We start from the raw sequence: 26,622 nt of genomic DNA on the forward strand, positions 1-26,622 counted from the left end.
GCCTAACGCTCGTCCCGGTAGAAGGGACGGTCGCCCGCGATCGTCACCCGCTCCATCCGCCGCACCGCAGGAAAATAGTCCGACGCGGCGTAATGCTGCGCGCCCCGATTGTCCCAGAAAGCGATCGAGCCCGGCTCCCAGTGAAAGCGGCACTGATATTCGGGGATCGCCGCCTGTGCATGGAGATGCGCGAGCAGCGCATCGCTTTCCGGTTTCGACAGATCCTCGACATGGCTGGTGAAGGCGGTGTTGACGTAGAGCGCCTGCTCGCCCGTCTCGGGGTGCGTGCGTACAACGGGATGCCTCTGCGGCGGAAATTGCTTATGCAGCTCCTCGACGGGCTTGCCGAGCCGCCCGGCAAAGACGCGCGCGATATCGTGCACCGCGGTCAGGCCGCGGCACCAATCCTGCATTGCGGGCGACAGCCCGCGGAATGCCGCGCCCATGTCGGCGAACAGCGTGTCGCCGCCCACCGCGGGCACCTCGACCGCGCGCAGTATCGAACCGAGTGATGGCTCCTCACGCCAAGTGACGTCGGAGTGCCAGGCGTTTTCCTTGCCCTTCGAATCCGGGCCGTGCGCGATGTGGAGCACTTCAGGATCGGGCTGATCCTTGGGCGTCGCCGGATGGATTTCGAGCCTCCCGAAACGGCGGGCGAAGGCAATATGCTGCGCGGGCGTGATATGCTGGTCGCGAAAGAAGACCACCTTGTGTGTCAGCAACGCCGCGCGAATTTCGCCGATCACCGCCTCATCCTGCTCTTGCGCCAGATCGACGCCGGAGATCTCGGCACCGATCGCGGGGGTCAGCGGCCTGACGCCCAGCCGTTCGAAAATACGCTGCGAAGCGGCGATGTTCATGGGCCTCTCCTTGTCTTTCGCGCATTAGCGGCGCCGCGGCGCAGCGAGTCAAGCACCACGCGGCCAAACCGCGCCGACCGCCTTGTCCAGCGCGTCGGCGGCAGAGATGCTCGCGGTCGATCCGGCGCGTGCGCCATAAAGCCAGAGCAGCGCATCGAGGATCGCCGCCGCATTGTCGCGCGGGATCGCCGGCTGCCAGCCGTCGCGCTCGCGATTCTCGATCTCGACCGCGTTGAGCAGTGCTGCCGCGAGCGTGGCCGAGTCCCCGCTCATCCCTTTTTCGCGCGCGCAGGCTTCGCCAGATTGGCCTCCACGGCAGCGCGGATCAGCGCCTTGAAAGCCGCGGCGTCGACTTCGTCGCCCTCGGCAAAATCGATCGCGCGACGCACATTGCCGTCGAGGCTCGAATTGAACAGCGCCGCCGGATCGTCGATCGCAGCACCCTTGGCGAAGGTCAGCTTGACCTTATCCTTGTACGTCTCACCCGTGCACAGCACCCCTTCGCGTTCCCACGTCGGGACGCCAGCGGGATTCGTGGGCTTGCGCCATTTGACCGTTTCCTCGATCGCGGGATCGGCCTCGCGGATCAGCGCGCGCAGTCTACCAAGCGTGGCACCGCGCCAGTCGGTCATCGATGCGATCTTCGCATCGATCAGCGCCGAAGCATCTTCGTCCTGCATGCCCTGTCCCCTCACAATTTCTCTCCGGGCAGCGCGACCGCCTGCCGGACCCAATCAGCAAACGCCGCCTCATCAACCGCGTCATCCTCGTGAATATGGAAATAGCTCGCCTGCCCGCTCTTCGAAGCGACCGGCGGCACGGGGTCGAGGCGCTTGCCGTCGAAGAAGGCGATCTTGATATATTTATCGTAGCAATGGATGCTGAGAAACCAGTGGCCCGGCAGCGCATCGGGGGCGCCATAGAGCGGCGAGTTCCACTTCACCGCCTTGTGGACGCCCGGCACAACCTCTTCGATCAGGGCATCGAACCGCGCCCAGACGGCGGATTTCCAGCCCGGCATCGCCGCGATATAGGCCTGTACCGGGCCATCGCCCTCCCCCTTGGAAATCTGCGGATTACCGCCCGATAGCAGCACGGGCTTGGCAGGCGCCTTGTCGGCCATGGAACACTCCTCGGCCGCCTTGTCGCGCAAGGGCCATGGCAAAGCAATGACTTGCAGTGCCAGCCCCCGCCCCTCGCCCACTCGTCGGGTCCCGCCCGCGCCTCGTCGAAGCATAGTGGGAAAGCCTGCCTGTGCCGCGCATCGCTTTCGCACCCGCTTCCCGATCCGGAGCCTGACATGCGCCTCTCTCCCATTGCCGCCGCCCTGATTGCCACGACCCCGATCGCCGTCGCATGCCCTGCCGCCGCTCAGGACGAGGGCGATGCCCCGATCGTCGTCACGGGGCAGAAGGATATCGAGCAGCAGATCCAGAACTTCGTCGGCGCGCTTACCCCGGCCTCGCCGCGCGGCCAGATCGCGCGCTTCGAGGATTCGATCTGCCCCGGCGCCGTCGGCTTCACCAAGGAACAGCGCGAGGTGGTCGAGGACCGCATCAAACTCGTGGTGGAACACGCCGGGATGAAAGCCGGCGGCGCCAAATGCCAGATCAACATGCTGATCATCGCCACCCCGGACAAGCCCGGCTTTCTGAAGGGATTGAGCGGCGATTACGGCTTTCTGTTCGGCGATCGCTCGCCGGGCGAGATCCGCAGGATATTGGCGCAGCCGGGTTCGGCGACCGCCTGGCAGGTCAAAGGCCGGCTCAATGCCGATGGCCATCCCATCAATCTGGAACAGGGCATAGCGGTCAACCGAACTACGCGGTTGCCTTCGCTGATCACTGCGGCCGCCCGCCCCTATGTCGCGGGCGCAGTGGTCGTTCTCGACAGCCGCGCGCTCGGCGGGCTGACGACGACGCAGGTCGCCGACTATGCGCTGATGCGCGCCTTTGCCGATGTCGATGTCCGGAAACTCGACGCCGCGTCGGCACCGACAATCCTCCGCGCGCTCGACGCGCGCGACAACGAAGAAATACCGGTGACGCTCACGCAATGGGATCTGGCTTTCCTGAAGGGGCTTTATTCGGGGCCCGACAATCTTTACGCCCCGTCACAGCGGTCGGCGATCGGCCGCACGATCGAAAAGGAAATCGGCGCGGACGCGGTAAAAGAGGAGCGGCAGCCCGACCGGTCGCGGGGGTAGGCCGCACCGTCCGCGCCCCGAAAGAGGACGCATATCGCGCAATGACGCCCGGCTTCATCATGGTCGACGATTTCGTCGCCAACCCGCACGAGCTTCGGCGTCAGGCGCTCGGCCTCGGCTATGATGCGGCGAGTGCGTCTGGCAATTATCCGGGGATCACCTCTACCCGCGCGTTGCCGATCAAGGGCATCGACGACTATGTTTCACGCCTCACCGGTCTGAAACTCACCGGCGCGCCCGAAACGCTCCATGGTCATTGCCGATTGACGTTGAAGGGCGATCGCGGGCGTAGCGGCGTGCACATCGATCCGGCCGCATGGTCGGGCATCCTCTACCTGACGCCGCCCAAGCATTGCCGTGGCGGCACGGACTTCTATCGCCACCGCCGCACCGGGCTCGACCGCGTGCCGACGACCGCCGAGGGCATCCACGCCGCCGGCTATGGCGACATCAACCAGCTGGTCGAGGACGTCGTGAACCGCGACACGCTGAAGCCCGCAGCATGGGAAAAAAGCTTCACCGCGCCGATGCGCTTCAACCGGCTGATCCTGTTCAGCCCGTGGATGTTCCACAATTCGGCGCCGGGCTTCGGCACCGGCCCCGACGACGGCCGCCTCGCCTATCTGATGTTCTTCGTCGCGGCGCCATGATAGCTAGGGCATCGTCCGCAGGAGAAAGCCCGATGTTCCTTCGCCGTGCCACGCCTCTCGCCCTCGCCCTGATCCTTGCCGCCTGCGGCACCGGCGCCGACAAGGCCGCCGCCGATGCACCGAAGACCGATACGCCTGCGGCGACCGACACTCCTACCGATGCGGGCCCTACAAAAACTGCGGCAGGCGGACCGGCCGAAACGTCGCCGCTGCCGCCGACCGCCGGCACCAAGCTCGCGTCCTATGTGGGCAAATATCCGTTCGACAAGGTCGACGGCGTCGCATGGAACGACAACAGCCTCGTCAAGGCGGGGATCGCGGTGACTGTGAAGGACGCCGCAGTGCTCAAGGCGATCACCACCACCGCAGGCCCGTCTGCGCCGATCGAGATGAAGAACGGCAAGGTCGCCGCGTGGAGCTGCGAACAGCATAATTGCGGGTCGCATCAATGGTCGGTCCAGATCGATCCGCGCACGGGCGCAACCGACGTCTGCTATTTCGACGAAGCCGCCGATCCCGACAAGGCGCGCTGGTTCCTCGCCAACGGCAAGGAAGAAAAGCGCGAGGCGAACTGCCAATAGGCCAAGCGGGGGCGGAAGGATTCGACTCTAGCGCCCGATAGGAACATAATAGGAACATCATCCGATTCGGAGAATGATGATGGCACCGATGTTCCGCTACTTTCTCGGCTTCCAGGTTCCCGCCGACCGCGCCGGCTGGCTGGCGCGGCAATTGCCGCCGGTTTCCATCGACCTGTTCGCGGGTCTGAAGCCGCAAAATTATCATCTCACGCTTTGCACGATTGCCGAGACGCAGGCACAGCATCCCTTCCTGCGACAGCAGGTGGCCAAGGCCTTTGCATCGGGCCTGCCTGCAGCGAGTCCTATCCCCTTCGGCCGGATCGTGAGTCGCGACATGGGGGCGGAACTTACGACGACCGGAAACGTCGGCGACATTCGACATCTCTATCAAGGAATCATTGCCCTGCTGGAAAGCCAAGGCCTGGAACCGATGCATCGCAAGTCCGGACTTCGGCCGCATATTACGCTAGGCTATGGCGCCTGCGATTTCGAGGCTGTGCCGACAGCCTGGCGCTGGACCCCGAGCGAACTGGCCTTGATCGAAAGCCATGTCGGCCATCGCCGCCATCGCGTTCTGCAAAGCTGGACGCTCGCGCCGCCGGCGCAGGGCATGTTCGACTTCATGGAAGACGAACTGCCCCCGCCGCTGCGCTATGCGGCCTAGCTTTCGAGCGTATGCTCGAGCGTGATCTCGCAATCGAGCAGCTTCGACACCGGGCAGTTCATCTCGGCCTCCTTTGCGATCGCCGCGAACTCCTCGGCCGAGATTCCGGGCACCTTGCCGGTCAGCGTCAGCGCCGACTTGGAGATTTCGAACCCGCCGTCGACCTGATCGAGCGTCACCTCGGCGCTCGTCTCGAGCGTATCGCCGCTATAGCCCGCTCGCGCGAGCCCGAACGACAACGCCATCGTGAAGCAGGCCGCGTGCGCCGCGGCGATCAGCTCCTCGGGGTTCGTCCCCGGCTGTCCCTCGAAGCGGGTCCCGAAGCCATAGGGCTGCGCATTCAGCACGCCCGACTTGGTCGTTATCGATCCTTTGCCCTCCTTGCCGAAACCTTCGTAGCGGGCAGATGCGCGATTGACGGTCATATCTTGTCTCCTTGTTCGGCGGCGAACCCGACCGACCGATTCGACCTTACACGATCGGTACGGTATAGGGCATTCCAACGATGGTATGATGACATCATGCGATCAGCCGCCGCGCCACCACACGCTTCCAGGCTTTTTCGTGAAAGAAGAAAGCGACCGCATTGATGCACGGTTCGATGATCGCGATGCCGCCGGCAAGCGCCACCGATCCCGTCATCACATAAGCGACGCTGAAGCCGATCGTCAGATGGATCGACAGATAGGTAAAGGTCTTGATCAGATCGAGCGGCATGGCGACGTGTCCCTTCGAATGACCTAGTTAAGAATCATTCGCAAAATAGCCAACGCAGCCTTCCGCTTACTCTGATCGATTTCCGGCCCGAAAGCCTCAGCGTGAAACCCGCTCGACGCCGGCCCGGTCGAGTTCGGGGCCAATCCGCCCGGCCAGCCACAGCGCCCACATTTTGAAGTCGGCCGCAAGGCTCCACAGCGGATAGGTGAAAGTCGCCGGCCGGTTCTTCTCGACCCCGAAATGCGCGACCCAGGCAAAAAAATAGCCCGCGAGCGGCAGCGCGGCGAACCACCACCAGCGCCCGGTGAACAGGGTGGCGAGGGCGATCAGCACGACCAGGCTCGTTCCGATATAATGCAGCGCCCGTGTCCGCGGCTTGCTGTGCTCGCGCAGATAAAAGGGCCAGAAGTCGGCGAAGCTGGTATAAATCCGGGCCATGCCGGCAGAATGCGCCGCTTGCCCATCGCGGTCAAATAATATGGACCGCCCTCTGCGATCTGGTACGTTCCCCGAAAAAGGGGAGAGGTTCATGAAAAATTCGATGCGTGCCCTGCTGGGGCTCGTGCTGCTGGACGCCATCATCATCGGCGGGGCTTGGTGGATGATCCAGCGCACCGAAAGTGGTGCCTGGAATTCGAACAACCCGGCCGAATCGGTCACGATGATCACGACTACCGCCGGCATGATGGCGGGCTTTGCCTCGATCATCCTGTTGCTGGCGTTCATGCGCCACCGCGCCGCCGGAAACTGACACACCCTGAAATCGTGCCCTCCCGCCGGAGGTCGGAATCGGCGGGAGGGCTGATTCCGCATCGGCGTGGTGGGCCGGCGCAGAACGGTTCGTGGTTGCTGCCGTCCGTAAGTCCTTGGCGCACGCCCGCCGTGATCGCCGTCACTGGCGCCGGTTTTTCAGCCCGCGCGTTTCAGCCGCACCAGCGCCGTGTCGAGCGCCTGCAGGAACTGCGACCGGTCGGCCTTTGAAAAGGGCGGAGGGCCACCCATGCCGTCGCTCATGCCCGCGCGCAGATCGGCCATGATCGCGCGCGTCGCGATCGCGGGGCCGATCGAAGCGGCAGTGAAAGGCTTACCCGTCGGTGCGAGCACCGTCGCTCCGGCCTTCAGCGCCCGGTCGGCCAGCAATATATCGGCGGTAACAACGATGCTCTTCGCATTCGCCGCTTCGGCGATCCAGTCGTCGGCGGCGTCGAAACCGTCCGAGACCACGACCCGCTCGATCAGCGGGTGCTCGGGCACACGCAGCCGGCTGTTACTGACAACTTTCACCGGCACGTCGTGCCTCCAGGCGACTTTGTAGATTTCGTCCTTCACCGGACAGGCGTCGGCATCGACGAGGATCTGGGGAAGCGCAGCCATAAGGATTCCGGTCAGCCGACCTCAACGCCCTTCCAGAACGCAATGCGATCGCGGATCGCGGCGGCGGCTTCCTTGGGGTCGGGATAATACCAGGCGGCGTCTTCGTTCACCCGCGCACCCACCGTCACATGATGATAATGGGCGATGCCCTTCCACGGACAAAAGCTTGTCGTCGCACTGTTCGACAACAGCGCCGCATCGACCGCGGCGCGCGGAAAATAGTGATTGCCCTCGACCACCACCGTGTCCTCGCTATCTGCGATCACCGCACCATTCCAGACTGCCTTCACCATGGTCTCATGCCTTCATTCGCGCGTGGCTATTTTTTCATGTTGTCGAGCCCGGCAATGACGCCGGCCTTGGTCGACGGGTTGCTCGCGTTCGGCTTTTTGGGCTTTTCGGCCTTGGGTTTGCGCGTTTCCCGATTCGATTTCTTCTGACCCTTGGCCATGTTCAATACCTTGCAAGGCGGCGGACGCCTTTGCCCGTCCCCTCCGGTCTAGGCGCTTTGCCGGCTTCCGTCGCCTTTTATCCCGCCACTCCGTCCCAAAGCAGCTTTGCGCCCAGAAAAACCATGAGCAGATAGATGATGACATAGAAGCGAGCGGGGTCCATCCGCTTCATCCAGCGCACCGTGACCAGCGTCGACACGATCGCCAGCGGCATCAGCAGCAGCGCCGCGACGATCACCTCATGCGGAAAGGCACCCAGTGCCAGATAGGCGGGCACTTTCATCCAGTTGACGATCGCAAACAGGATCGCGCTGGTCCCGATGAAGGTCAGGTGCGGCAGTCGGCGCGGCGTCACCCACATCTGGAACGGCGGCCCGCCGGCATGCGCGATCTGGCTTGTGAAGCCCATCGCACCGCCGAAGATCGTTCCGACCCAGCCCGGCGAACTCGACGCCGCCACGACGCGTCCGCCGCGCTCGGCCCACAGGCGATAGAGGCCGAAGGCCAGCGTGATCGCGCCCAGCGCGGCCATCAGCTGTGCCTCGTTAACGCGGTCGGCATAGAACCAGCCCGCCGCGACGCCGACCGCCGCGCCCGGCAGCATCCAGCCGATGATCCAGCCGTCCCATGTCTGGCGGAACGCCCAAACGCTGATCACATCCTGCACGATCAGGATCGGCAGCAGCAGCGCCGCCGCCGTTGCGGGCGGCAGCACGAGCGCCGCGAGCGGCGTCGCCAGCGCGCCGACCCCGGCGAGCCCGCCCTTCGCCATGCCGAGCAGGATCACCGCCGCGACCAGAACGGCGAGCGTCAGCGGATCGGCCAACAGGCTCATGTTTCGGGGTTGTCCGGCAGCCGCCAGTCGATGGCGCCGCGGCCATGCGCTTCGAGGAAAGCGTTCGCCTGACTGAAGGGCTTCGATCCAAAGAAACCATTATGCGCCGATAGCGGTGAGGGGTGCGGCGCGCGCAGGACCAGATGCGGGCTCCCCGCGCCCAACCCCGCGACATTCGCAGCCTTGCGCTGCGCATGGCTGCCCCAGAGGATGAAGACCTTCGGCGCCGGATCGGCCGCGACCGCGGCGACCGCGGCATCGGTGAACGTCTCCCACCCCTTGCCCTGATGCGACGCGGCCATCCCCGCCTCGACCGTCAGGCAATTGTTGAGCAAAAGTACGCCCTGCTCGGCCCAATGCTTCAGATAGCCGTGTGGCGCTGGCGCGATACCGAGGTCGCTTCGCATCTCCTTGTAGATGTTGACGAGGCTCGGCGGTGTCCGCACGCCGGGCTGGACCGAGAAGCAGAGGCCGTGCGCCTGCCCCGGCCCGTGATAGGGATCCTGCCCCAAGATCACGACGCGCACATCCTGCGGCGCCGTCGCATCGAGCGCCGCAAACCAGTCGCGCGGGCGCGGATAGATCGCCTTTCCCTTCGCGCGCTCGTCGGCAAGGAACGTCTTGAGCTGCGCCATATAGGGCTGCTCGAACTCGCCACCGATCGCGGCGAGCCAGTCGGGATGCAATTTGACCTCGGCCATGGCGGCTGCTTCACCAGAGGCATCGCGGCTTGTCCAGCCATCTTGTCCGGCGCCCTTCCCGCCGCTAGGCACGGCGACGACGAAAGGGCATGACCTATGGTGATCGGCGAGGCATTGACGGAGCTTGAAACGGTGGTGAGGGATCGCCTCGCCGCGGGCGATGCGGGCGCCTCCTATGTCGCCAGCCTTGTCGCGAAGGGACGCGGCAAGATCGCGCAAAAGCTGGGCGAGGAAGCGACCGAGACGATCATCGCCGCGCTGACCGAGGATGACGCCGCCCTGACCGGAGAGGCGGCCGACCTCGTCTTCCACCTCACCATACTGCTCGCGGATCGCGGGCTCGGCTGGGATGCGGTCGCCGCCGAACTCGCACGCCGCCACGGCACGTCGGGCCACGCCGAAAAAGCGGCCCGCCCGCAATAAGCATCACCTACAGGAGCCTCCGATGCCGATCGACGCGACCCTCCCCTATGACGACAGCAACATCTTCGCGCGCATCCTGCGCGGCGAGCTGCCGGCGAAGACCGTCTATGAGGACGAGTTCGCCCTCGCCTTCCACGACATCAATCCGCAGGCACCGCTCCATATTCTCGTGATTCCCAAGGGGCCGTATGTGAGCTGGGACGATTTCTCGGAGCGCGGCAGCGAGGCCGAAATCGCCGGCTTCGTCCGCGCTGTCGGCAAGGTCGCGCGCGATCAGGGCCTCGTCGCGCCGGGTTACCGCCTGCTCGCGAATGTCGGCCTCGACAGCCATCAGGAAGTCCCGCACCTCCACGTCCATCTCTTTGCGGGTCAGCCGCTGGGACCGATGCTGGCACGCTGACCATGGCGTCCGCCGAAAAGCGGAACGGCGGGGATTTTTCTTTTGTCTATGATCGCCGTCACAGCGTTTTCGCCATCTGCGATTAACCGTGCGCGCTGTGCGGCGACGGGTGGACTCATGCCCCTGTTTCCAGCAGGATAGATCCAGGCTCACCGGGGAGACGACGCGATGGCAACGGGATGGCAGGCGCTGGCAAAGGCTTTTGCCGGCAAGATGCGGCTGGCCATGATCGTTCCGCTCGCCGCGGCGCTCGTCGCCGCCGGCGGCGACACCGTTCCGCAGGTCACCCTCGCCACCCCCGGCTCGTCGGGCACCGGCGACGGCACGATCAGCCGTTTCACGCTCCGCTTTTCCGAAGACATGGTGCCGCTCGGCGATCCCCGCGCCAAGGCCCCCGCGACCCACGACTGCAAGGTTCCTGCCGACGGCCGCTGGGTCGACACCCGCACCTGGGTTCTCGAATTCGAAAAATCGCTTCCCGGCGGCATGAGCTGCCATGTCGATCTGCGCAGCGACCTGACCACCGCGCGCGGGGTCAATGTCGTTGGCAACAGCCGGTTCGAAATCGACACCGGCGGCCCTTCGGCACGCGCCGTGCTCGCCGGCACCGGCTATGGCGGGATCGAGGAAGACCAGATCTTTCTCGTCGCGACCAACGTCGCCGCCGATCGCGCCTCCGTCGGCCGCTTCGCCTATTGCGCGGTCGACGGCATCGGAGAGAAGATCCCGGTCGACGTGCTGAAGCGCGAGACTGTCACGACCATCCTTGAGGGCGTCAGCGACCAGTGGTCGGCGCAATCCTTCACGCAGGACGCCGGCCTGCCGCTGCGCCTGCCCGCCGCTGGCGCCGACCGCGAGGCCGCGCTCGACCGCGTCGTCCCGGTCAAATGCCGCCGCCCGCTACCGCCCGGACGCGAGATGGCGCTCGTCTGGGACGCGCGCATCTCGCAGTCGGGCGTGCCCACCCGCACCGCCGGCCGCGACCAGCGTTTCGACTATGATGTCCGCCCGGCCTTCACCGCCAAAATGTCGTGCAGCCGCGTCAATCCGCAGGCGGGCTGTAACCCGCTCAAGGACATCAATGTCAGCTTCGCCGCGCCCGTCGCGCGCGATGTCGCGCTCGCAGCCACACTCCGCACCGCCGACGGCAAGACCATCGCCGCGAAGATCGACGATGATGACAAGAATGATGCCTGGCTCGAGCGCATTCATTTTGCCGGCCCGCTGCCACAGAATGTCGACGCGACGCTCGTACTGCCCGCCGACATCGCCGACCAGAGCGGTCGCAAGCTGCAGAACCAGTCGAACTTCCCGCTGAAATTCCACATCGACAGCGCCCCGCCGATCGTCAAATTCGCCGCCGAATTCGGCATTCTCGAAGCCGGCGAAGGCGGCATCCTGCCCGTCACCGTGCGCGGCGTCGAAGCCTCGCTGATCCAGTCGAACCTCAAGATGCCCGCAAGCGTGCTCAAGGTCGGCGACGACGATGCTGCGATCGCGCGCTGGCTGACCCGCGTCGAAAAGGCCGACGATACCGACTATCGCGAAGAAAAGAACGCGAAGGGCGAAGACATCACCGTCAATTACACCGGCACGCAGTCGGTGTTCGACGGCGCGCCCGCGGGCGGCGAACGTCGCAACCTGACCCTCGCGCCACCGGCCGGGGGCAAGGAGTTCGAGGTCGTCGGCATTCCGCTGGCCGAAAAGGGCTTCCATGTCGTCGAGATCGCAAGCCCCGAGCTGGGCGCAGCGCTGCTCGGCCGCAAGGCGACGCGCTATGTCGCGACCGCGGCGCTCGTCACCAACATGGCGGTGCATTTCAAATGGGGCCGCGACGGCTCGCTTGCCTGGGTGACCGCGCTCGACACCGGCCTTCCCGTCGCGGGTGCCGAGGTTCGCGTCACCGACAGCTGCACGGGGCGCCTGCTCGCGCGCGGCACTGCCGACAAGTCCGGCCGCCTCGCCTTCCCGAACGGCCTGCCGCAACCCGAAACCTATGCGAGTTGCGAGGACGATCCCGACCCCGCGAACAGCGAAGGCCATGCGCTTATGGTCAGCGCGCGCTCGGGCGATGATTTCAGCTTCACGCTCACCGACTGGGGCGACGGCATCCGCCCCTATGACTTCGACCTCCCCTATGGCTGGTCGGAGCGCGAGGATATCCTCCACACCCTGTTTGACCGCGCGCTCGTGAAGGCGGGCGAGACGGTCCATATGAAGCATATCCTGCGCCGCCCGGTCGGCACGGGCTTCGCGACCCCGAAACCGCTCGCGGGCAAGCTCCGCCTCGTCCACCGCGGTTCGGACACCGAATTCGAAATGCCCTTCGCGATCGATGCGAACGGCAGTGGCGAGACGGTATGGAATGTCCCTGCGTCGGCACCGATGGGCGATTATGAGCTCGTCTTCGTCACCAAGGATAAAGACGGCAAGGACAAGAGCATCTGGTCGAACCAGTCGGTCAAGGTCGACGAATATCGGCTGCCGACGATGAAGGCGACCGTGACCGGCCCGAGGGCCGCGCTCATCCGCCCGGCGCAGGTGCCGCTGTCGCTGTTCGTCGGCTATCTGTCGGGCGGCCCTGCACCCGGTCTGCCGGTCGAGGTCCGTTCGACCTTCCGCCCCGCGTGGACCGCGCCCGACGATTATCGCGACTGGGACTTCGACGGCCAGCCCGTCAAGGAAGGCGTCATCCAGCTCGACGACAGCGGCGAAGAGCCCGAGGCCGACATGCCGCTCGCACGCTCGGTTCCGCTCAAGCTTGGTGCCGACGGCACCGCAACGACCAGCGTCACCGTCGACCAGCCGATCATCGAACCGACCCAGATGGCCGTCGAGATGGATTATGAGGATGCGAATGGCGAAACGCTGACCTCCAGCCGCCGCATCACCCTCTATCCCTCGGCCGTGCGCCTCGGCCTCAAGACCGACGGCTGGCTGATGCGCGACAATGATCTGCGCCTGAAGTTCATCGCGCTCGACCTCGACGACAAGCCGATCTCGGGCCAGCGCGTGCAGGTCGCACTCTACAATCGCGAGATCATCACGGCCCGGCGCCGCCTGATTGGCGGCTTCTATGCCTATGACAACCAGATGCGAACGACCAGGCTCGCCACGACGTGCAGCGCGACGACCGACAAGCTCGGCCGCGCGAGCTGCGCGATGGCGCCCGGCATCTCGGGCGAGGTGACGGTCGTTGCGACAACCGCCGATGCCGACGGCAACGAAGCCCGCGCGATCCGCTCGGTCTGGCTCGCCGGCGACAATGACTGGTGGTTCGGCGGCGACAATGGCGACCGCATGGACGTCATCGCCGAAAAGCCGCGCTACGCCGCTGGAGAGACCGCGAACTTCCAGGTCCGCATGCCGTTCCGCGAAGCGACCGCACTTGTCACCGTCGAACGCGAGGGCGTTCTGTCCAGCTTCGTCGTGCCGCTGAAGGGCACCGATCCGGTTGTCCGGGTCAAACTGCCCGCGACTTACGCCCCCGACGTCTATGTGTCGGTGATGGCCGTGCGCGGCCGTGTGACTGGCGAGGAAAGCTGGTTCCGCAAGATGAAGCGCGCGGTCGGCTTCAAGATCGAGAATAGCGAAGGTGCGCCCGCGACCGCGCTCGTCGACCTTGCAAAGCCGAGCTACCGGCTCGGCATCGCGAAGATCAAGGTCGGCTGGGAAGGCCATCAGCTCGGTGTCAAGGTCAAGGCTGACAAGGAAAAATACGCGATCCGCGAAACCGCCAAGGTGGGCATCGAGGTCAAGGATCCTTCGGGCAAGGCAGCACGCGGCGCCGACGTCGCTTTCGTTGCAGTCGACGAAGCCTTGCTCCAGCTCGCACCCAACGAAAGCTGGAAGCTGATCGACGCGATGATGGGCGACCGGACGCTCGACGTCCTCACCTCGACCGCGCAGATGCAAGTCGTCGGCAAGCGCCACTATGGCCGCAAGGCGCTCGAACCGGGCGGCGGTGGCGGCGGCGATTTGTCGGGCCTGACGCGCGAGGACTTCCGCCCCGTGCTGCTGTGGCAGGGCCATGTTCCGCTCGACGGACAGGGCCGCGCGACGGTCGATGTGCCGTTGTCCGACAATCTCTCGGGCTTCCGCCTCGTCGCGATTGCGACCGACGGATCGCAATATTTCGGCACCGGCGAAACGAGCGTCCGCACCGTTCAGGATCTCGGCGTCTTCGCCGGACTCCCCGAACTGGTCCGCACGGGCGACACGTTCGACGCGCGCTTCACGCTGCGCAACGGCACCGACAGGGAGATGACGGTCACCGCCACCCCGACCCTGACGCCTGCGGTCGCGACCGCACCGCCGCTGACCGTGACGATCCCGGCGGGCGGCGCCGTGCCGATCAGCTGGTCGATGACCGCGCCCGAGGCCACCGGTCCGATCCAGTGGACCGTCGATGCGGTGTCAAAGGATGGCAAGGCGCGCGACCGCCTCGTCTTCGAGCAGGTCGTCGAACCGGCCGTGCCGGTCGAAACCTGGGCTGCCAGCCTGTTCCGCGTCGGTCCGGACACCACCCTGCCGATCGCGATCCCGGCGGGGGCGCTGCCTGGCGGTTATGTCGACGTCGCGCTCGCGGGCACGCTGGCGCCGCCGCTTTCGGGCGTGCGCGACTATATGGCTATCTATCCGTACAACTGCTTCGAGCAGTCGACCTCGCGCGCAATCGCGCTCGGCGATGTCGCGCGGTGGCAGGCGCTGGCAGGCGCGATGCCGACCTATCTCGATAGCGATGGTCTGCTCCGCTACTGGCCGAACGACCGGATGGAGGGCTCGCCCGAGCTGACCGCCTATGTCCTTGCGATCACGGCGGCGAACGGCTTCGCGATCCCCGAAGCGTCGAAGACGAAGATGGTCAAGGCGCTGCAGGCGGTCGTCGAGGGACGCCTGACCCGCAAGGGCTATGGCCCCTATGACATCCGCCCGGTCCGCGTCGCGGCGCTCGCAGCGCTCGCCCGCAACAATGCGTCGAGCGCCCGGCTGGTGGCGACGATCGACATGGCGCCCGTCGACATGGCGACCGGCACGCTTGCCGACTGGCTCGTCGCGATCGAGCGCACCCCCGGCGTCCGCAACGCCGTCGCGCTGCGGACCGCAGCCGAAGCCGAACTGCGCAAGCGGCTCGTCTATGAAGGCACGCGCCTCGACCTCGTCGACGATGCGAAGGCGCCGTGGTGGATGATGTCGAGCGGCGACGAAATGGCGATCAAGACGCTTGAGGCCGTCCTCGGCCGCAAGGGCTGGGAAGACGATGCGGGCAAGCTGATGGTCGGCGTCGCGCAGCGTCAGCGCAAGGGCCACTGGGATACCACCCCGGCCAATGCCTGGGGTGCGGTGACCGTCCGCCGCTTCGCCGAGCTTTATCCGGCAAGCGCGATCACCGGCGTGACCAATATCAGCCTTGCCGGTGGCACTGCCTCGCAAAGCTGGCCGCTCCCGGCCGAAGCTCCCTCGCCGCTTCGCGTTGCGCTGAACGCAGCAACGATGAGTCTGAAGCATGAGGGCGCCGGCGCGCCATGGGCGACGGTCAGCGTCAAGGCGGCCGTCCCGCTCAAGGAACCCCTCAACGCGGGCTATCGCATCAAGCGCTCGGTCAGCATCGTCAAGGCGGCCGACCCGAACCGGCTGACGCGCGGCGACGTGATCAAGGTCCGGATCGAGATCGTCGCGGCCGCGGGCCGGACATGGGTGGTCGTCAACGATCCGGTGCCCCCGGGCGCGACGATCGTCGGCAACCTCGGCGGCCAGTCGGAAATGCTGGCGGCGCAGGCGGGCGGGTCGAACTGGCAGCCCTCCTATGTCGAACGCGGCAAGGACAGCTGGCGCGGCTATTACGGCTGGATGCCCGCAGGCACGCACGCGGTCGAATATGTCGTTCGGCTCAACGGCTCCGGCAAATTCACCCTGCCCCCGACGCGTGTCGAGGCGATGTATTCGCCCGCGATCCGCGGACAGTGGCCGAACGCGCCGGTGACGGTCGCCGCCGCCGCGCAATAAGGTGACGACCATGCCGCCCATTCCCGGGCACCGGCGGCGCTGGCCCCATGCTCTGGCATGGGCGGCGCTGGCGGCGCTCGTCCTCACCACCGCCGCGCATCTGCTGACGCGCCCGCCGGCGATGCCCGGCTATGCGGCGGTGCGCGCCGACTGGAAGCCCAGCGAAGCTTGGCTCTATGACCGCGACGGGCAGCTGCTCGACAGCGAGCGCATCAATTTCGAGCGCCGCCGTCTCGCGTGGGTATCGCTCAAGGACATCAGCCCTGCGGTGCGCGAGACCGTCGTCGCGGCCGAGGATCATCGCTTCTGGTCGCACGGCGGGGTCGACTGGCTCGCGATCGCCAGCGCCGCCCGCACCCGCTGGACGGGAGGGCGCTCGCGCGGCGCCTCGACCTTGCCGATGCAGCTCGCCGCCTTTCTCGCGCCCGACCTAGCACAACCCGGCCAGCGCGGCTGGCTCGCCAAGATCCGTCAGATGCGCGCCGCGCAGGTGCTCGCATCGAACTGGACGCACGAGCAGATGCTCGAGGCCTATTTCAACCTGCTGCCGCTGCGCGGCGAGGCGCAGGGGATCGGCGCGGGCGCGCAGAGCCTGTTCGGCAAGACCCCCGGCGAAATGAACCGCACCGACGCCGCGCTGTTCGCCGGGCTGCTCCCTAACCCCGCGGCAAAGGCCGATGCCCTCGGCCGCCGCGCGTGCCGGATCGCCAAGGCATCCGACTGCAGCGCAATCGATGCTGCCGCGGCTACGCTCGTCTCGGGCGAGCAGGCCGCGCGTTTCGACCCCGCGCTCGCGCCGCACCTTGCGACGCGGCTGCTCGACAGGCCCGGCAAGCGCGTCACGACGACGATCGATCGCCGCATCCAGACCGCCGCGATCGTCGCGCTGCGCCGCCAGCTTTCGGGCCTCGGCTCGGACCGTGTGCGCGACGGCGCGGTCGTCGTCCTCGACAATGCGACGGGCGAGGTTCTCGCCTATGTCGGCGGCGTCGGGCTCAAATCGACCGCCGCCGCCGTCGATGGCGCCAACGCCCGGCGGCAGGCCGGCTCGACCCTGAAGCCGCACCTCTATGCGCAGGTGATCGAGCATGGCTGGCTCACTGCAGCCTCGATCCTCGACGACAGCCCGGTGCAACTCGACACCGCCTCGGGGCTCTATGTGCCCAAGAATTACGACCATAGTTTCAAGGGGCCGGTCAGCGTGCGGAGCGCGCTCGCCTCCTCGCTCAACGTCCCCGCCGTCCGCACCCTCGTCATCGACGACGTCCAGGAGTTTCGCGACCGCCTGTGGGCGCTCGGCTATCACGGCCTCGTCGAGGACGGCGAATACTACGGCTTCAGCCTCGCGCTCGGCTCTGCCGAGGTCAGCCTTGTCGAGCAGGCCAATGCCTTCCGTACCTTCGCCAATCATGGCCGCTGGTCGCCGGTGCATTTCCGCATCGGCGAGAAAGCGGCCCCCGCGCGGCAGATCGTAAATCCCGCTGCAGCCTTCATCGTCGGCGACATCCTCGCCGACGCCTCGGCGCGCGCCGACGCCTTCGGTGAGGACAGCGCGCTCCGCCTGCCCTTCTGGGCGGCGGCAAAGACCGGCACTTCGAAGGGCATGCGCGACAATTGGTGCGTCGGCTGGTCCGACCGCTACACCGTCGCGGTCTGGGTCGGCAATCTCGAGGGCGATTCGATGCGCGCCGTCTCGGGCACCTCGGGTGCCGCCCCCGTCTGGCGCGACGTCATGATGGCGCTCCATGCGGGAAGTCCGGGGAAGGCGCCGACGATGCCCGACGGCGTCGAGGCCCGCCAGATCAGCCTCCCCGGCACGCGCGAGCCGCCGCGCCGCGAATATTTCATGCGCGGCACGGCGCAGGCAGAAATGGCTGCCGCGCCGCAGGTATCGCGCCGGCCGCGGATCACCAGCCCGGTCAGCGGCAGCGTCTACGCGCTCGACCCCGACATCCCGATCGACCGTCAGAGCCTTGCGGTTCTGGTGAGCGGCGAGGTCACGGGCTTTCGCCTGATCCTCGACAAGAAGCCGCTCGGCGACGCCGATACCGGCGCCCAGATCCTTCCCCGACCCGGGGTCCATATGCTGACCCTCGTCGATCCGGGCGGGCAGATCATCGATCGCGTGCGCTTTACGGTACGGTAGACTGCGACAAAGCGCCTGTCACACGCCTGAAATTAAGTTGCGCTGACGCGCGGAGCGTTTAGTCTCCCCTGCCATGAGAGGCCCGTTCCGGGCCCCAAAGGGGAAATCTGGATGATATTTGGTCGCGTCAAACCGCTCGACGCCATCTTGGCCACGGCCGAGAAAAAGTCGCTGCACCGAACGCTCGGTGCCTTTCAGCTAACCTTGTTCGGTATCGGCTGCGTGATCGGCACCGGCATTTTCGTGCTGACCTCGGCCGGCGCACAAAAGGCCGGCCCGGGCCTGATGCTGGCCTTTGCCATTGCCGGCCTGATCTGCATCGTTGCCGCGCTCTGCTACGCTGAAATCGCCGCGATGATCCCCGTTGCCGGCTCCGCCTATACCTACACCTATGCAACGATGGGCGAAATGCTCGCCTGGACCGTCGGCTGGGCGCTTGTCCTCGAATATGCGGTCGCAGCATCCGCTGTGTCGGTCGGCTGGTCCGGCTATTTCTCGGGAACGATATTAAATGAATTCCTGGGGATACAGCTGCCATCCTATCTGGCTGGCGCGCCGCTGGCGCTAGGCGGGATCGAGGGCGGTTTTATCAACCTGCCCGCCGTTTTCATCGCCTTGCTCATCACCGGACTGCTGATGATCGGCACCACCGAAAGCGCACGCGTCAACGCGATCCTGGTCGCGATCAAGGTCACCGCGCTCACGGCCTTCATCGCGCTGACCTTGCCCAGCGACTATTTCTCGACCGACAAGTTCAATCCCTTCCTGCCGGCCGGCGTCTTCGGCGGCTTCGGATCGGGCATCGGCGCGGTCGGCGCCGCGGCGACGATCTTCTTCGCTTATGTCGGCTTCGACGCGGTTTCGACCGCCGCTGAAGAAACCAAGAACCCGCAGCGCAACGTGCCGATCGGCCTGATCGGCTCGCTGCTCTTCTGCACTGTCTTCTACATTCTGGTCGCCGCGGGCGCGATCGGCACCGTCGGTGGCCAGCCGATCATGGGCCCGAATGGTGTGCCCTTCCCCGCCGGTTCGGAAGAACTGGCACGCCAATGCGCCACCTATGCCGCCGACAACCTGCCGCTCGTCTGCTCGAACGAAGCGCTCGCGCATGTTCTTCGCCAGATCGGCTGGTCGGGCGTCGGCAACATGCTCGGCATCGCCGCCTTCGTCGCGCTGCCGTCGGTGATCCTGATCCTGCTGTTCGGTCAGACCCGCGTCGCCTTCGTGATGAGCCGCGACGGCCTGCTCCCCGAATCGTGGAGCAAGGTGCATCCGAAGTGGAAGACCCCGCATGTGATCACCGCGATTACCGGGATGGCAGTCGCGGTCGCCGCGGCGTTCCTGCCGGTCGGCAAGCTCGCCGACATCGCCAATGCCGGCACGCTCTATGCGTTCATGATGGTCGCGATCGCCGTGATGATGCTGCGCAAGACGGCGCCGAACCATCCGCGCGCGTTCCGGACGCCGGCGCTGTGGCTGATCGGACCGCTGACCATCGCGGGTACGATCTTCCTGTTCTTCAACCTGCCGCTCGACGCGATGCTCGTTCTCCCGATCTGGGGCGGCATCGGCCTTGTCTTCTATTACCTCTACAGCCGCAGCCGCAGCCACCTCGGCCGCGGCATCGTCGAAGTGCACGAGGACGATCTCGAGCCGCACGCGCCGATCAACTGACGGCGGCACCAACCTGTAAAAAGGGCCGTCCCGGCAATGCCGAGGCGGCCCTTTTCTTTGCCCGCGACAAAAGCGTGCTCAGTAAGGCATCTTGGGCGCCGTCCCCGGCCGGGTGAACAGCTTGCCGCGCTCCGCCCAGAAGACCAACGTCAGCCCGACGACGCCCGAGATCAGGAACGCATAGGCCAGCGGCAGCGTCGTGCCATTATATTGCTGCCCGATCAGCGCGCCGACGCCCGCTGCGAGCAGGGTCTTGGCAAAGCTCTGATAGGAGGAGGCGACGCCCGCCATATGGCCGAAGTCCTCCATCGCGATCGATCCGAAATTGCTGCCGATAAAGCCGATCAGGCCGACATTGACCATCATCAGCACGGTGAACATCCACAGCGTCTCGGCGCCGCTCAGCGCGACGAGAATCTGGACGATCGAGGTCGCCATGAAGGCAAAGGTCGCAGCCTGCGACACGCGCCGCGCGCCGAACCGCTCGACGATCGCGGCGTTCGAGAAATTGGCGATCGCGATCCCCATCGCGACGCAGGCGAACACCAGCGGGAACCAGCTGCGAGCATCGAAGATGTCGGCGATGATCTGTTCGCTGCTATTGAGATAGCCATAGAGCGACCCCTGCATCATGCCCGATGCGATCATATAGCCCGCGGCGCGGCGATGCCGCGTGACCGTCGCCCAGCCCGCGACCATCGTCCGCAGATCGAGCGGCCGGACGTCGGCGGGGTCGAGTGTTTCGGGCAGGCGGCGCAGCCACAGGATCATCACGATCCCCATCACCGCCAGCACGATGAAGATCGCACGCCAGCTTGCGAACAGCGTGATGCCCGCGCCCATAGTGGGCGCAATTGCGGGGACGATCATGAAGACGAGGAAGATCATCGACAGCCGCTTTGCCATCGCGTCGCCCGAGAACAGGTCGCGGATCACCGCGACGACGATCACGCCGAGCGCCGCGCTGACCAGCCCATGCCCGAAGCGCAGCGCGAGGAGCAGCGGAAAGCTGTTCGCGAGCCCGCAGCCGATCGAGAAGGCGACATAGGCGAAGAGCGCGGGGACGAGTACGCCCTTGCGCCCGAAGCGGTCGGACAAGGGCCCGTAGAAGAGCGACCCGGCCCCGATGCCGAAGAGATAGATCGAGATGATATATTGGCGGTCATTGGCAACCGCGACGCCCAGACCCTCACCAATCGCGGGCAGTGCGGGCAGCATCGAATCGATGGCAAGCGCATTCAGCGCCATGACCATCGCCATCATGAACGTCATTTCGCGGTCGCCGGGCATGCGGGACCGTTGAGGGGTTTCGGTCATTTTGTGCATTGCGGCAGGCCTATGCGCCTCCCCGCCCGCTTTGGATAGCCCCCGCGGCCCGAAAAGCTATGCAAAGCAAAAGGGCCGCCCCGATGGAGCGGCCCTTCCGGTTTCCGTTTCCCGAAGGATCAGGCCTGACGGGTGCCCGTCATCGCCATCGAACCGAACGCGCCGGCCTTGATCGTGCCGGTCAGCGTGTCGCCGTCGATCGTCGCTTCGGCTTCGAGCGTCATCGGCATCGGCACCTTCATGTTCATGGTCCAGGTCAGCTTGTTGCCGTCGACCTTGCCATTTTCGACATCGAGCGCGCCCATCGCACCGGCATTCTGGCCGGTGAAGCTGTCGCCGTCGCTCTTCACGGTGAAAACCGACTTCTGGTCGCCCATCGGCGATTTGGTAACGCACTCGTAGTTGCCATCGACACCGGACATAGACTCTCTCCTACTGAAACTGATGTTAGTTAGCGGGTGTCGCTATTTCCACCGGCAGGCCCAGCCCGTCAAGCTGCGGTTTGACCACCGCGGCATCGCCGACGATGACATAGACGAGATCGCCGGCCAGCGCCTTGCGGGCCGCAGCGTCGATTTCGGCCGTGGTCATCGCTTCATAGGTTTTGGGCAGCGTTTCGTAATAATCGTCGGCGCGGCCGAACTTCACGATCTGGCGGAGTCCGCCGAGCACGTCGCCCGACGTTTCGAAGCTGCCCGGCAGTTCGCGGACGCTGCCGTTGACGGTGCGTTCCAGTTCCTCGCCGGTGACGCCCTTGTCGCCAAGGAAGCTCTTGAGGTCGCTCTGGAACTCCTTGATCGAATCGCCCGTGCGGTCGGCCTGCACCGGCGCGATCGCGACCCAGGTCAGCCGGTCCTTGTCGTTCGAGATGCGCGAGCGCACCCCATAGGACCAGCCCTTGGTCTCGCGCAGGTTCATGTTGAAGCGCGACAGGAAATTCCCGCCGAAGATGTCGTTCGCGGCGCGCAGCGGCTCCAGTTCGTCGCTGCCCTTTGCGGTCAGCACCTTGCCCGCCATGATCACCGACTGCGGCGATTTCGGCCGGTCGAAAAGCAGGATGCGCGGCTTCTGCGCCGGCACCGCGATTTCGAAATGCTTCGTGCCCTTCGCGGCCGCCGAAGCTTTCCAGTCGCCGAACGCGGCATCGAGCTGCTTCGTGACATCCTTCAACGTCGTGTCGCCGACGACGAAGATGCGTGCATTGTCGGGCCGGATCCACGCCGAGTGGAAGCTCGCAAGCTGGTCGCGCGTCGCCGCGGTCACCGCCGCCGTGGTGCCGAGGCCCGAGGGCGGAATGCCATAGGGATGGTCGGCGCCATAAAGCGCCGGCATCAGCAGGCGGTTGGCGATCGCATTCGGATTGTTGAGCTCCGACTTCAGCCGGTTGAGCTGCTGCGCGCGCACGCGCTCCAGTTCCTTCCCGTCGAAGGCGGGGTTGCGGATATAGTCGGCGAGCAGGCCCAGCGAGGCGCTGAGGTTCGGCTTCAGCGCGAACAGGCTGAACACCGTCTCGTCAGCGGTCGCCGACCCGTCGATCTGTGCGCCAAGGCGCTCCTTCGCTTCGGCGAAGTTGATCGAATCGCGGCGCGTCGTGCCTTCGTCCATCAGGCTGAGCATCAGCGACTGGGTGCCAAGCGCATTGTGCGGATCGGCGGCATAGCCGGCGTCGAAGCTGACCGCGACCTGCACCGTCGGCACCGTCGTCCGGCGCGCGAAGACCACTTCGATGCCGTTCTTGAGCTTCGCGCGTTCGATCGCGGGGAAGTCCAGCGCGGTGAGGTCGGCAACCGCCGGAAGCTGCGAGCGGTCGGCGAACGAGGTCGCCCAGGCGGCCCCCGTATCGGGACCGACGTCGCCGAGCGCGGGGTTCCAGTAACGGTCGGGCGCGATTCCGGTGACTTTCTCCGCGGTCACGGCGCCGCCGCGATTCTCGCCGCCCTCGGTGCGTTCGCCCGGCGTATAGGTCAGCGAGAAGACCGGACGCGACATCCACTTCTGCGCGACGGCCTTCACCTGCTCAGGGGTCGCCTTGGCGAGCCGGTCGAGTTCGACCTTGTAATAAGCCGGATTGTTCGAATAGAGCGCGCCCTCGGCCAGCGTCACCGCCTTGCCGCCGAAACCGCCCACCGATTCAAGACCCGAAATCGTGCCGCCAAGATAGCTGGCGGCCGCCCGCTGCAGTTCGTCGGCGGTCGGCCCCTCGGCGAGGAACTTCGCGATTTCCGCGTCCAGCTTGTCGCCGACGACCTTCGGATCGACCCCAGGCTTTACGTCGGCCTGCACGATCAGGAAGCCCGCGTCTTCCAGCGTCTGGGCGCCCGCGCCGACGCTCACCGCGACCGGATCCTTGCGGACCATCGCATTGTCGAGCCGCGACGAGGACAGACCGCCCAGCACCGTGGCCGCCATCTGCAGCGGCACCGCATCGGCGTCGTTCAGGCCCGGAATCGCCCACATGCGATAGAGGCGCGTCGTCGGGACCAGATCCTTCACTTCCTTCGCGAACGGCGCAGGCAGGGTCGGAACCGAGGTTTCGGGCGCCTTCACCTGCGGCCCGCGCGGAATGTCGCCGAACCATTCGGTGACCTTCGCCTTCGCGGTCGCCACGTCGACGTCGCCCGCGAGCACGAGCACTGCATTGTTGGGGCCATAATTGTCGGTGAACCACTTCTTCACGTCGGCGAGGCTCGCCGAATTGAGGTCGGCCATCGAGCCGATCGTGCTGTGGTGATAGGGGTGCCCCTTGGGGAAGAGATTCTCGAAAATCTCGTAGCGCAGCAGGCCATAGGGGTTGTTGTCGCCCTGACGCTTTTCATTCTGGACGACGCCGCGCTGGTTATCGAGCTTTTCCTGCGTCACCGCGCCGAGCAGATGCCCCATGCGGTCGCTTTCGAGGAACAGCGCGCGGTCGAGCGCGCCGGTCGGCACCGTCTCGAAATAATTGGTGCGGTCGACGTTGGTCGTGCCGTTGCTGTCGGTCGCGCCGACCTGTTGCAGCGGCTCGAAGAAGTCGCCCGGCGAATTTTCCGAGCCATTGAACATCAGATGTTCGAACAGATGCGCAAAGCCCGTCTTGCCCGCCGGCTCGTTCTTCGACCCGACGCGGTACCAGACCGATACGGCGACGACGGGCGCCTTGCGGTCCTCATGGACGATGACGCGCAAACCATTGTCGAGCGTGAAGCTCTGGTAGGGGATATCGACCGCCTTCACCAGATCGGCGATCGGCGCCGGCGCGGCCTCCTTCGCCTTGGCGAGCGCGGGACCGGCGGCGACAAGCGAGGTCGATGCCGCGAGGGCGAGAGCGAAGTGACGGAATGCGGGCATGAAATTCCTCTTGGATACGGGAGCGCGGGCCTGAAAAGCCAGCCGCGGGCCGGGTGCCGGACGGCACTGTATCAGCGGTTTAGGTCAGCGCCCGCACGCTTTCAAGGCCGATAGAAACGCGCCCCGCTCGCGCGCAGCGCCGCTGGATCGAACAACACCGGTTTCAACCGGTGCTGCACGAACAGCGGCGCCTGATCATTATAGTGCGGGCTGTCCGGACGCGTCGTCGCGGCGCCGAAGGGCTGGATCGATTCCGATCGCACCTGCCCCGCCCTGTCCCACGTCACGAACATGATGAAGCTGTCGCCGTGGCGCACTTTCAGACGCCCGTCGGGCTCGACATCCCACAGGGTCGAGGCACGGACCGTGTCGTTGCCGCCATCGAGCGGCAGGTCGACGCGGTGTGCGCCCTCGCCGTGACGAAGCCGCAGCACGGTGCCGAGCTTCGGATCGAGACCGCCGAAATGCTCCTGCAGATGCGCGACCGTATCCTTCAGCACCGTGCGCGGATCGGGGTCGGCCTTGCGCTGGTAATGGCTGCCGTTCGCGGGGCGCAGCACCATCAGCGCCAGCGCGTCGCCCTTGCCCTTGCCATCGAGGTTCCAGTCCCACTGGCGCAGCAGGCCCTGTGCTTCGGCCAGCGCCGCATCGCCCTTCGTATCGAGCGCGAGCAGCCGGTCCATCCAGACCTTGGCATAGCCGGTCTTCGCATAGGCGGTGTCATATTTGATCGCCTTCAGCCGCGCCTCGTCGATCTGCCCCGAGGCCTCGAACAGCTCGATCAGCCGCACCGCGCGGTTGGTCATGTCGTCCTCGATCCCGAGCAGTGGCGAAAAGGCCGCAGCGTCGAGTTCGTCGCCCGGCCCGGCCGCGACCCACGGCGTGTTGTTCGCGTTCATCAGATAGCCCGAGCGCGGATTGACGAGCGCGGGCACGCGATCGAACGGCAGCGTTTTCGTCCACACGTCGGCCGACGTGTCGCCGGGCAGGATGCCGCGCCAGTTGAACCCCGCCGGCCGGTCGGGGAACATCGCATTATAGAACAGCCCGATATTGCCCTTCGCATCGGCATAGATGAAATTGGTGGCGGGCACGCCCTGTCCCGCCATCGCGGCGCGCCATTCGGCAAAGCTCTTCGCCTTGTTCAGCCGGTAATATTGGGTGACCATATTCGCCTGGTCCATCCCGGCATAGCGGATCGCGAACGCGCCCTTCGCATTCCGGATCACCGGCCCCTGCACCGATCGATAGATGGTGCGCGGCACCGGAATCACGAACGGGCCATATTTGACCCGCAGCCAGATACGCTGCTCCTCGAGCGGCAGCCATTTGCCGTCGAAGCGGTAGTTCTTGCCGCTCTCGTCGAGCACCAGCTTGTAGATGTCGATGAGGTCGGGCCGGTTCACCGTATTGGTCCAGCCGAGATATTTATTGTGACCGAGGAAGGGATAAGGCGACCCGGGGAAGTTCGCGCCCGCGAAATCCCAGCCTTCGCCCGAATGGACGACCAGTTCGTACCAGGCGACGCCGCCGGTCCACGGCTGGTGCGAGTTGGAAACGAGCCGCGTCGCGCCATCGGTCGACCGCGCCGGCGCGACCGCCATGCCGTTCGAGCCATTGGCCTCGGGATCGCGGCCGACCGGGGTCAGCTCGCGCGGGACGAGCTTGCCCTTGGCGTCGAGCGAAGGCCCGCCTTCGCGTCCGAGTATCTTGTCCTCGGTCAACCCGCCGAGCACCGAATCGAGTCCGAAGAAGAAAGGCGAGCGCAGGACGAAGCCCGCGACGACATCCTCGCCGGTCACCGGGAACAGTCCCGAGAGCCGCACCTCGCCCGGATGCTTGTCGGCATAATGGTTGAGCCCGGCGGCATAGGCGGTGAACAGCGCCTTCACATCGGCGGGCAGGCGCGGCCAATCGCGCGCGGTCGTCGCGCGGACACCCAGCAGCGCCTCGGCATAATCGACCTTCGCGCCATCCTCGCCGAGCATCGCGCCCGCGCGCCCGCGCGTCATCGCGATGACTTCCTGCAGGGTCGAGAAATCATCCTCGGCATGTGCATAGGCGACGCCATAGGCGACGTCGGCATCGGTCTTCCCGAAGATATGCGGCACGCCGAACTTGTCGCGCGCGATCTGCACATTGACCGGCTTGAAATCGGGCGCCGCGGGGGCCTTGGCGGTCAGCGGCTCCCATATTGCGAGACCGATCAGAACGGCGACGAGCAGAACCAGAAAGCCGACGAAAAATTTGCGCATCCGCTTTCCCACTCCATGCCGTATC

At 65.8% G+C, this 26,622-nt stretch carries 26 protein-coding genes; 10 read left to right on the top strand and 16 right to left on the bottom strand.

Annotated features, from left to right (window positions below; translation table 11 throughout):
• Positions 1–2 precede the first annotated feature (2 nt).
• From ACQY80_RS05825 to ACQY80_RS05840, 4 genes are read right to left on the bottom strand one after another with little or no spacing between them, the layout of a single operon-like run.
• The gene (locus ACQY80_RS05825) at positions 3–860 is read right to left on the bottom strand and encodes a TauD/TfdA dioxygenase family protein (protein ID WP_428684544.1); all 858 of its coding nucleotides are present in this window, start codon (positions 858–860) and stop codon (positions 3–5) included.
• Positions 861–908: 48 nt separating this feature from the next.
• Complete coding sequence (locus tag ACQY80_RS05830) at positions 909–1,133, bottom strand: hypothetical protein (protein ID WP_428684546.1); 225 nt, start codon at positions 1,131–1,133, stop codon at positions 909–911.
• A complete protein-coding gene (locus tag ACQY80_RS05835; RefSeq protein WP_428684548.1) occupies positions 1,130–1,540 on the bottom strand; it encodes a DUF1801 domain-containing protein in 411 nt (136 codons plus the stop codon). The genes ACQY80_RS05830 and ACQY80_RS05835 overlap by 4 nt, the downstream gene beginning before the upstream one ends.
• A gap of 11 nt (positions 1,541–1,551) precedes the next feature.
• Complete coding sequence (locus ACQY80_RS05840) at positions 1,552–1,983, bottom strand: DUF1801 domain-containing protein (protein WP_428684550.1); 432 nt, start codon at positions 1,981–1,983, stop codon at positions 1,552–1,554.
• Positions 1,984–2,160: 177 nt separating this feature from the next.
• Here ACQY80_RS05840 and ACQY80_RS05845 point away from each other — a divergent pair, with 177 nt between their 5' ends.
• The 4 genes from ACQY80_RS05845 (at position 2,161) to ACQY80_RS05860 (ending at position 4,961) form a co-directional block, all read left to right on the top strand.
• Positions 2,161–3,066, top strand: coding sequence for a hypothetical protein (locus tag ACQY80_RS05845; RefSeq protein WP_428684552.1), 906 nt, complete (start codon positions 2,161–2,163; stop codon positions 3,064–3,066).
• A gap of 41 nt (positions 3,067–3,107) precedes the next feature.
• Positions 3,108–3,716, top strand: coding sequence for a DUF6445 family protein (locus ACQY80_RS05850; protein WP_428684554.1), 609 nt, complete (start codon positions 3,108–3,110; stop codon positions 3,714–3,716).
• Between the two features lie 32 nt (positions 3,717–3,748).
• Positions 3,749–4,297 carry a hypothetical protein gene (locus ACQY80_RS05855; RefSeq protein WP_428684556.1) on the top strand — a complete coding sequence of 183 codons (549 nt, stop codon included), beginning with the start codon at positions 3,749–3,751 and terminating at the stop codon, positions 4,295–4,297.
• A 79-nt stretch (positions 4,298–4,376) separates the two neighbouring features.
• Complete coding sequence (locus ACQY80_RS05860) at positions 4,377–4,961, top strand: 2'-5' RNA ligase family protein (RefSeq protein ID WP_428684558.1); 585 nt, start codon at positions 4,377–4,379, stop codon at positions 4,959–4,961.
• Here the strand turns inward: ACQY80_RS05860 and ACQY80_RS05865 are convergent.
• From ACQY80_RS05865 to ACQY80_RS05875, 3 genes are all read right to left on the bottom strand, one after another.
• Positions 4,958–5,386: an OsmC family protein gene (locus ACQY80_RS05865; protein ID WP_428684560.1), complete on the bottom strand. Its 429-nt coding sequence runs from the start codon at positions 5,384–5,386 to the stop codon at positions 4,958–4,960. The genes ACQY80_RS05860 and ACQY80_RS05865 overlap by 4 nt on opposite strands.
• 94 nt (positions 5,387–5,480) lie before the next feature.
• On the bottom strand, positions 5,481–5,678 hold the full coding sequence (locus ACQY80_RS05870) for a DUF2061 domain-containing protein (protein ID WP_428684562.1): 198 nt from the start codon (positions 5,676–5,678) through the stop codon (positions 5,481–5,483).
• Positions 5,679–5,774: 96 nt separating this feature from the next.
• Complete coding sequence (locus tag ACQY80_RS05875; RefSeq protein WP_428684564.1) at positions 5,775–6,116, bottom strand: Mpo1-like protein; 342 nt, start codon at positions 6,114–6,116, stop codon at positions 5,775–5,777.
• Positions 6,117–6,207: 91 nt separating this feature from the next.
• On the opposite strand from ACQY80_RS05875, the gene ACQY80_RS05880 reads away from it, so the two are divergent.
• Positions 6,208–6,429, top strand: coding sequence for a hypothetical protein (locus ACQY80_RS05880; protein ID WP_428684566.1), 222 nt, complete (start codon positions 6,208–6,210; stop codon positions 6,427–6,429).
• Positions 6,430–6,587: 158 nt separating this feature from the next.
• On the opposite strand, the gene ACQY80_RS05885 is transcribed toward ACQY80_RS05880, so the two are convergent.
• The 5 genes from ACQY80_RS05885 to ung all read right to left on the bottom strand — a co-directional run bounded on the left by ACQY80_RS05885 (position 6,588) and on the right by ung (position 9,040).
• Complete coding sequence (locus tag ACQY80_RS05885; protein WP_428684568.1) at positions 6,588–7,052, bottom strand: YaiI/YqxD family protein; 465 nt, start codon at positions 7,050–7,052, stop codon at positions 6,588–6,590.
• Between the two features lie 11 nt (positions 7,053–7,063).
• Positions 7,064–7,345 carry a DUF427 domain-containing protein gene (locus tag ACQY80_RS05890; RefSeq protein ID WP_428684570.1) on the bottom strand — a complete coding sequence of 94 codons (282 nt, stop codon included), beginning with the start codon at positions 7,343–7,345 and terminating at the stop codon, positions 7,064–7,066.
• A 26-nt stretch (positions 7,346–7,371) separates the two neighbouring features.
• Entirely contained in the window at positions 7,372–7,503 is a 132-nt protein-coding gene (locus ACQY80_RS05895; RefSeq protein WP_428684572.1) for a hypothetical protein, read from the bottom strand.
• 77 nt (positions 7,504–7,580) lie between these two features.
• Positions 7,581–8,339 carry a sulfite exporter TauE/SafE family protein gene (locus ACQY80_RS05900; RefSeq protein ID WP_428684574.1) on the bottom strand — a complete coding sequence of 253 codons (759 nt, stop codon included), beginning with the start codon at positions 8,337–8,339 and terminating at the stop codon, positions 7,581–7,583.
• Complete coding sequence (gene ung, locus ACQY80_RS05905) at positions 8,336–9,040, bottom strand: uracil-DNA glycosylase (protein ID WP_428684576.1); 705 nt, start codon at positions 9,038–9,040, stop codon at positions 8,336–8,338. Before ung ends, ACQY80_RS05900 begins: the two co-directional genes overlap by 4 nt.
• A 102-nt stretch (positions 9,041–9,142) precedes the next feature.
• Between ung and ACQY80_RS05910 the strand changes: the two genes are divergently transcribed.
• The 5 genes from ACQY80_RS05910 (at position 9,143) to ACQY80_RS05930 (ending at position 19,689) form a co-directional block, all read left to right on the top strand.
• The gene (locus ACQY80_RS05910; RefSeq protein WP_428685767.1) at positions 9,143–9,463 is read left to right on the top strand and encodes a phosphoribosyl-ATP diphosphatase; all 321 of its coding nucleotides are present in this window, start codon (positions 9,143–9,145) and stop codon (positions 9,461–9,463) included.
• A 22-nt stretch (positions 9,464–9,485) separates the two neighbouring features.
• On the top strand, positions 9,486–9,863 hold the full coding sequence (locus ACQY80_RS05915; protein WP_428684578.1) for a histidine triad nucleotide-binding protein: 378 nt from the start codon (positions 9,486–9,488) through the stop codon (positions 9,861–9,863).
• Positions 9,864–10,031: 168 nt separating this feature from the next.
• Positions 10,032–15,869: an alpha-2-macroglobulin family protein gene (locus ACQY80_RS05920; RefSeq protein ID WP_428684580.1), complete on the top strand. Its 5,838-nt coding sequence runs from the start codon at positions 10,032–10,034 to the stop codon at positions 15,867–15,869.
• Positions 15,870–15,879: 10 nt separating this feature from the next.
• Positions 15,880–18,015, top strand: a complete 2,136-nt coding sequence (pbpC, locus tag ACQY80_RS05925; protein WP_428684582.1) for a penicillin-binding protein 1C — start codon at positions 15,880–15,882, stop codon at positions 18,013–18,015.
• Between the two features lie 111 nt (positions 18,016–18,126).
• Positions 18,127–19,689, top strand: a complete 1,563-nt coding sequence (locus ACQY80_RS05930; protein ID WP_428684583.1) for an amino acid permease — start codon at positions 18,127–18,129, stop codon at positions 19,687–19,689.
• A 78-nt stretch (positions 19,690–19,767) separates the two neighbouring features.
• Here the strand turns inward: ACQY80_RS05930 and ACQY80_RS05935 are convergent, their stop codons facing one another.
• The 4 genes from ACQY80_RS05935 to ACQY80_RS05950 form a co-directional block, all read right to left on the bottom strand.
• The gene (locus ACQY80_RS05935; RefSeq protein WP_428684585.1) at positions 19,768–20,979 is read right to left on the bottom strand and encodes a multidrug effflux MFS transporter; all 1,212 of its coding nucleotides are present in this window, start codon (positions 20,977–20,979) and stop codon (positions 19,768–19,770) included.
• 155 nt (positions 20,980–21,134) lie between these two features.
• The gene (locus ACQY80_RS05940; RefSeq protein WP_428684587.1) at positions 21,135–21,437 is read right to left on the bottom strand and encodes a hypothetical protein; all 303 of its coding nucleotides are present in this window, start codon (positions 21,435–21,437) and stop codon (positions 21,135–21,137) included.
• Positions 21,438–21,462: 25 nt separating this feature from the next.
• Entirely contained in the window at positions 21,463–24,342 is a 2,880-nt protein-coding gene (locus tag ACQY80_RS05945; protein WP_428684589.1) for a M16 family metallopeptidase, read from the bottom strand.
• A gap of 101 nt (positions 24,343–24,443) precedes the next feature.
• The gene (locus ACQY80_RS05950) at positions 24,444–26,597 is read right to left on the bottom strand and encodes an acylase (protein WP_428684591.1); all 2,154 of its coding nucleotides are present in this window, start codon (positions 26,595–26,597) and stop codon (positions 24,444–24,446) included.
• Positions 26,598–26,622: the final 25 nt, after the last annotated feature.

It is taken from the genome of Sphingopyxis sp. (assembly GCF_965279755.1).
Lineage (GTDB): Bacteria > Pseudomonadota > Alphaproteobacteria > Sphingomonadales > Sphingomonadaceae > Sphingopyxis.

Coding starts and splice junctions, on each gene's coding strand:
- ACQY80_RS05825 (WP_428684544.1), bottom strand. CDS start 860: ATGAACATCGCCGCTTCGCAGCGTATTTTCGAACGGCTGGGCGTCAGG.
- ACQY80_RS05830 (WP_428684546.1), bottom strand. CDS start 1,133: ATGAGCGGGGACTCGGCCACGCTCGCGGCAGCACTGCTCAACGCGGTC.
- ACQY80_RS05835 (WP_428684548.1), bottom strand. CDS start 1,540: ATGCAGGACGAAGATGCTTCGGCGCTGATCGATGCGAAGATCGCATCG.
- ACQY80_RS05840 (WP_428684550.1), bottom strand. CDS start 1,983: ATGGCCGACAAGGCGCCTGCCAAGCCCGTGCTGCTATCGGGCGGTAAT.
- ACQY80_RS05845 (WP_428684552.1), top strand. CDS start 2,161: ATGCGCCTCTCTCCCATTGCCGCCGCCCTGATTGCCACGACCCCGATC.
- ACQY80_RS05850 (WP_428684554.1), top strand. CDS start 3,108: ATGACGCCCGGCTTCATCATGGTCGACGATTTCGTCGCCAACCCGCAC.
- ACQY80_RS05855 (WP_428684556.1), top strand. CDS start 3,749: ATGTTCCTTCGCCGTGCCACGCCTCTCGCCCTCGCCCTGATCCTTGCC.
- ACQY80_RS05860 (WP_428684558.1), top strand. CDS start 4,377: ATGGCACCGATGTTCCGCTACTTTCTCGGCTTCCAGGTTCCCGCCGAC.
- ACQY80_RS05865 (WP_428684560.1), bottom strand. CDS start 5,386: ATGACCGTCAATCGCGCATCTGCCCGCTACGAAGGTTTCGGCAAGGAG.
- ACQY80_RS05870 (WP_428684562.1), bottom strand. CDS start 5,678: ATGCCGCTCGATCTGATCAAGACCTTTACCTATCTGTCGATCCATCTG.
- ACQY80_RS05875 (WP_428684564.1), bottom strand. CDS start 6,116: ATGGCCCGGATTTATACCAGCTTCGCCGACTTCTGGCCCTTTTATCTG.
- ACQY80_RS05880 (WP_428684566.1), top strand. CDS start 6,208: ATGAAAAATTCGATGCGTGCCCTGCTGGGGCTCGTGCTGCTGGACGCC.
- ACQY80_RS05885 (WP_428684568.1), bottom strand. CDS start 7,052: ATGGCTGCGCTTCCCCAGATCCTCGTCGATGCCGACGCCTGTCCGGTG.
- ACQY80_RS05890 (WP_428684570.1), bottom strand. CDS start 7,345: ATGGTGAAGGCAGTCTGGAATGGTGCGGTGATCGCAGATAGCGAGGAC.
- ACQY80_RS05895 (WP_428684572.1), bottom strand. CDS start 7,503: ATGGCCAAGGGTCAGAAGAAATCGAATCGGGAAACGCGCAAACCCAAG.
- ACQY80_RS05900 (WP_428684574.1), bottom strand. CDS start 8,339: ATGAGCCTGTTGGCCGATCCGCTGACGCTCGCCGTTCTGGTCGCGGCG.
- ung (WP_428684576.1), bottom strand. CDS start 9,040: ATGGCCGAGGTCAAATTGCATCCCGACTGGCTCGCCGCGATCGGTGGC.
- ACQY80_RS05915 (WP_428684578.1), top strand. CDS start 9,486: ATGCCGATCGACGCGACCCTCCCCTATGACGACAGCAACATCTTCGCG.
- ACQY80_RS05920 (WP_428684580.1), top strand. CDS start 10,032: ATGGCAACGGGATGGCAGGCGCTGGCAAAGGCTTTTGCCGGCAAGATG.
- pbpC (WP_428684582.1), top strand. CDS start 15,880: ATGCCGCCCATTCCCGGGCACCGGCGGCGCTGGCCCCATGCTCTGGCA.
- ACQY80_RS05930 (WP_428684583.1), top strand. CDS start 18,127: ATGATATTTGGTCGCGTCAAACCGCTCGACGCCATCTTGGCCACGGCC.
- ACQY80_RS05935 (WP_428684585.1), bottom strand. CDS start 20,979: ATGCCCGGCGACCGCGAAATGACGTTCATGATGGCGATGGTCATGGCG.
- ACQY80_RS05940 (WP_428684587.1), bottom strand. CDS start 21,437: ATGTCCGGTGTCGATGGCAACTACGAGTGCGTTACCAAATCGCCGATG.
- ACQY80_RS05945 (WP_428684589.1), bottom strand. CDS start 24,342: ATGCCCGCATTCCGTCACTTCGCTCTCGCCCTCGCGGCATCGACCTCG.
- ACQY80_RS05950 (WP_428684591.1), bottom strand. CDS start 26,597: ATGCGCAAATTTTTCGTCGGCTTTCTGGTTCTGCTCGTCGCCGTTCTG.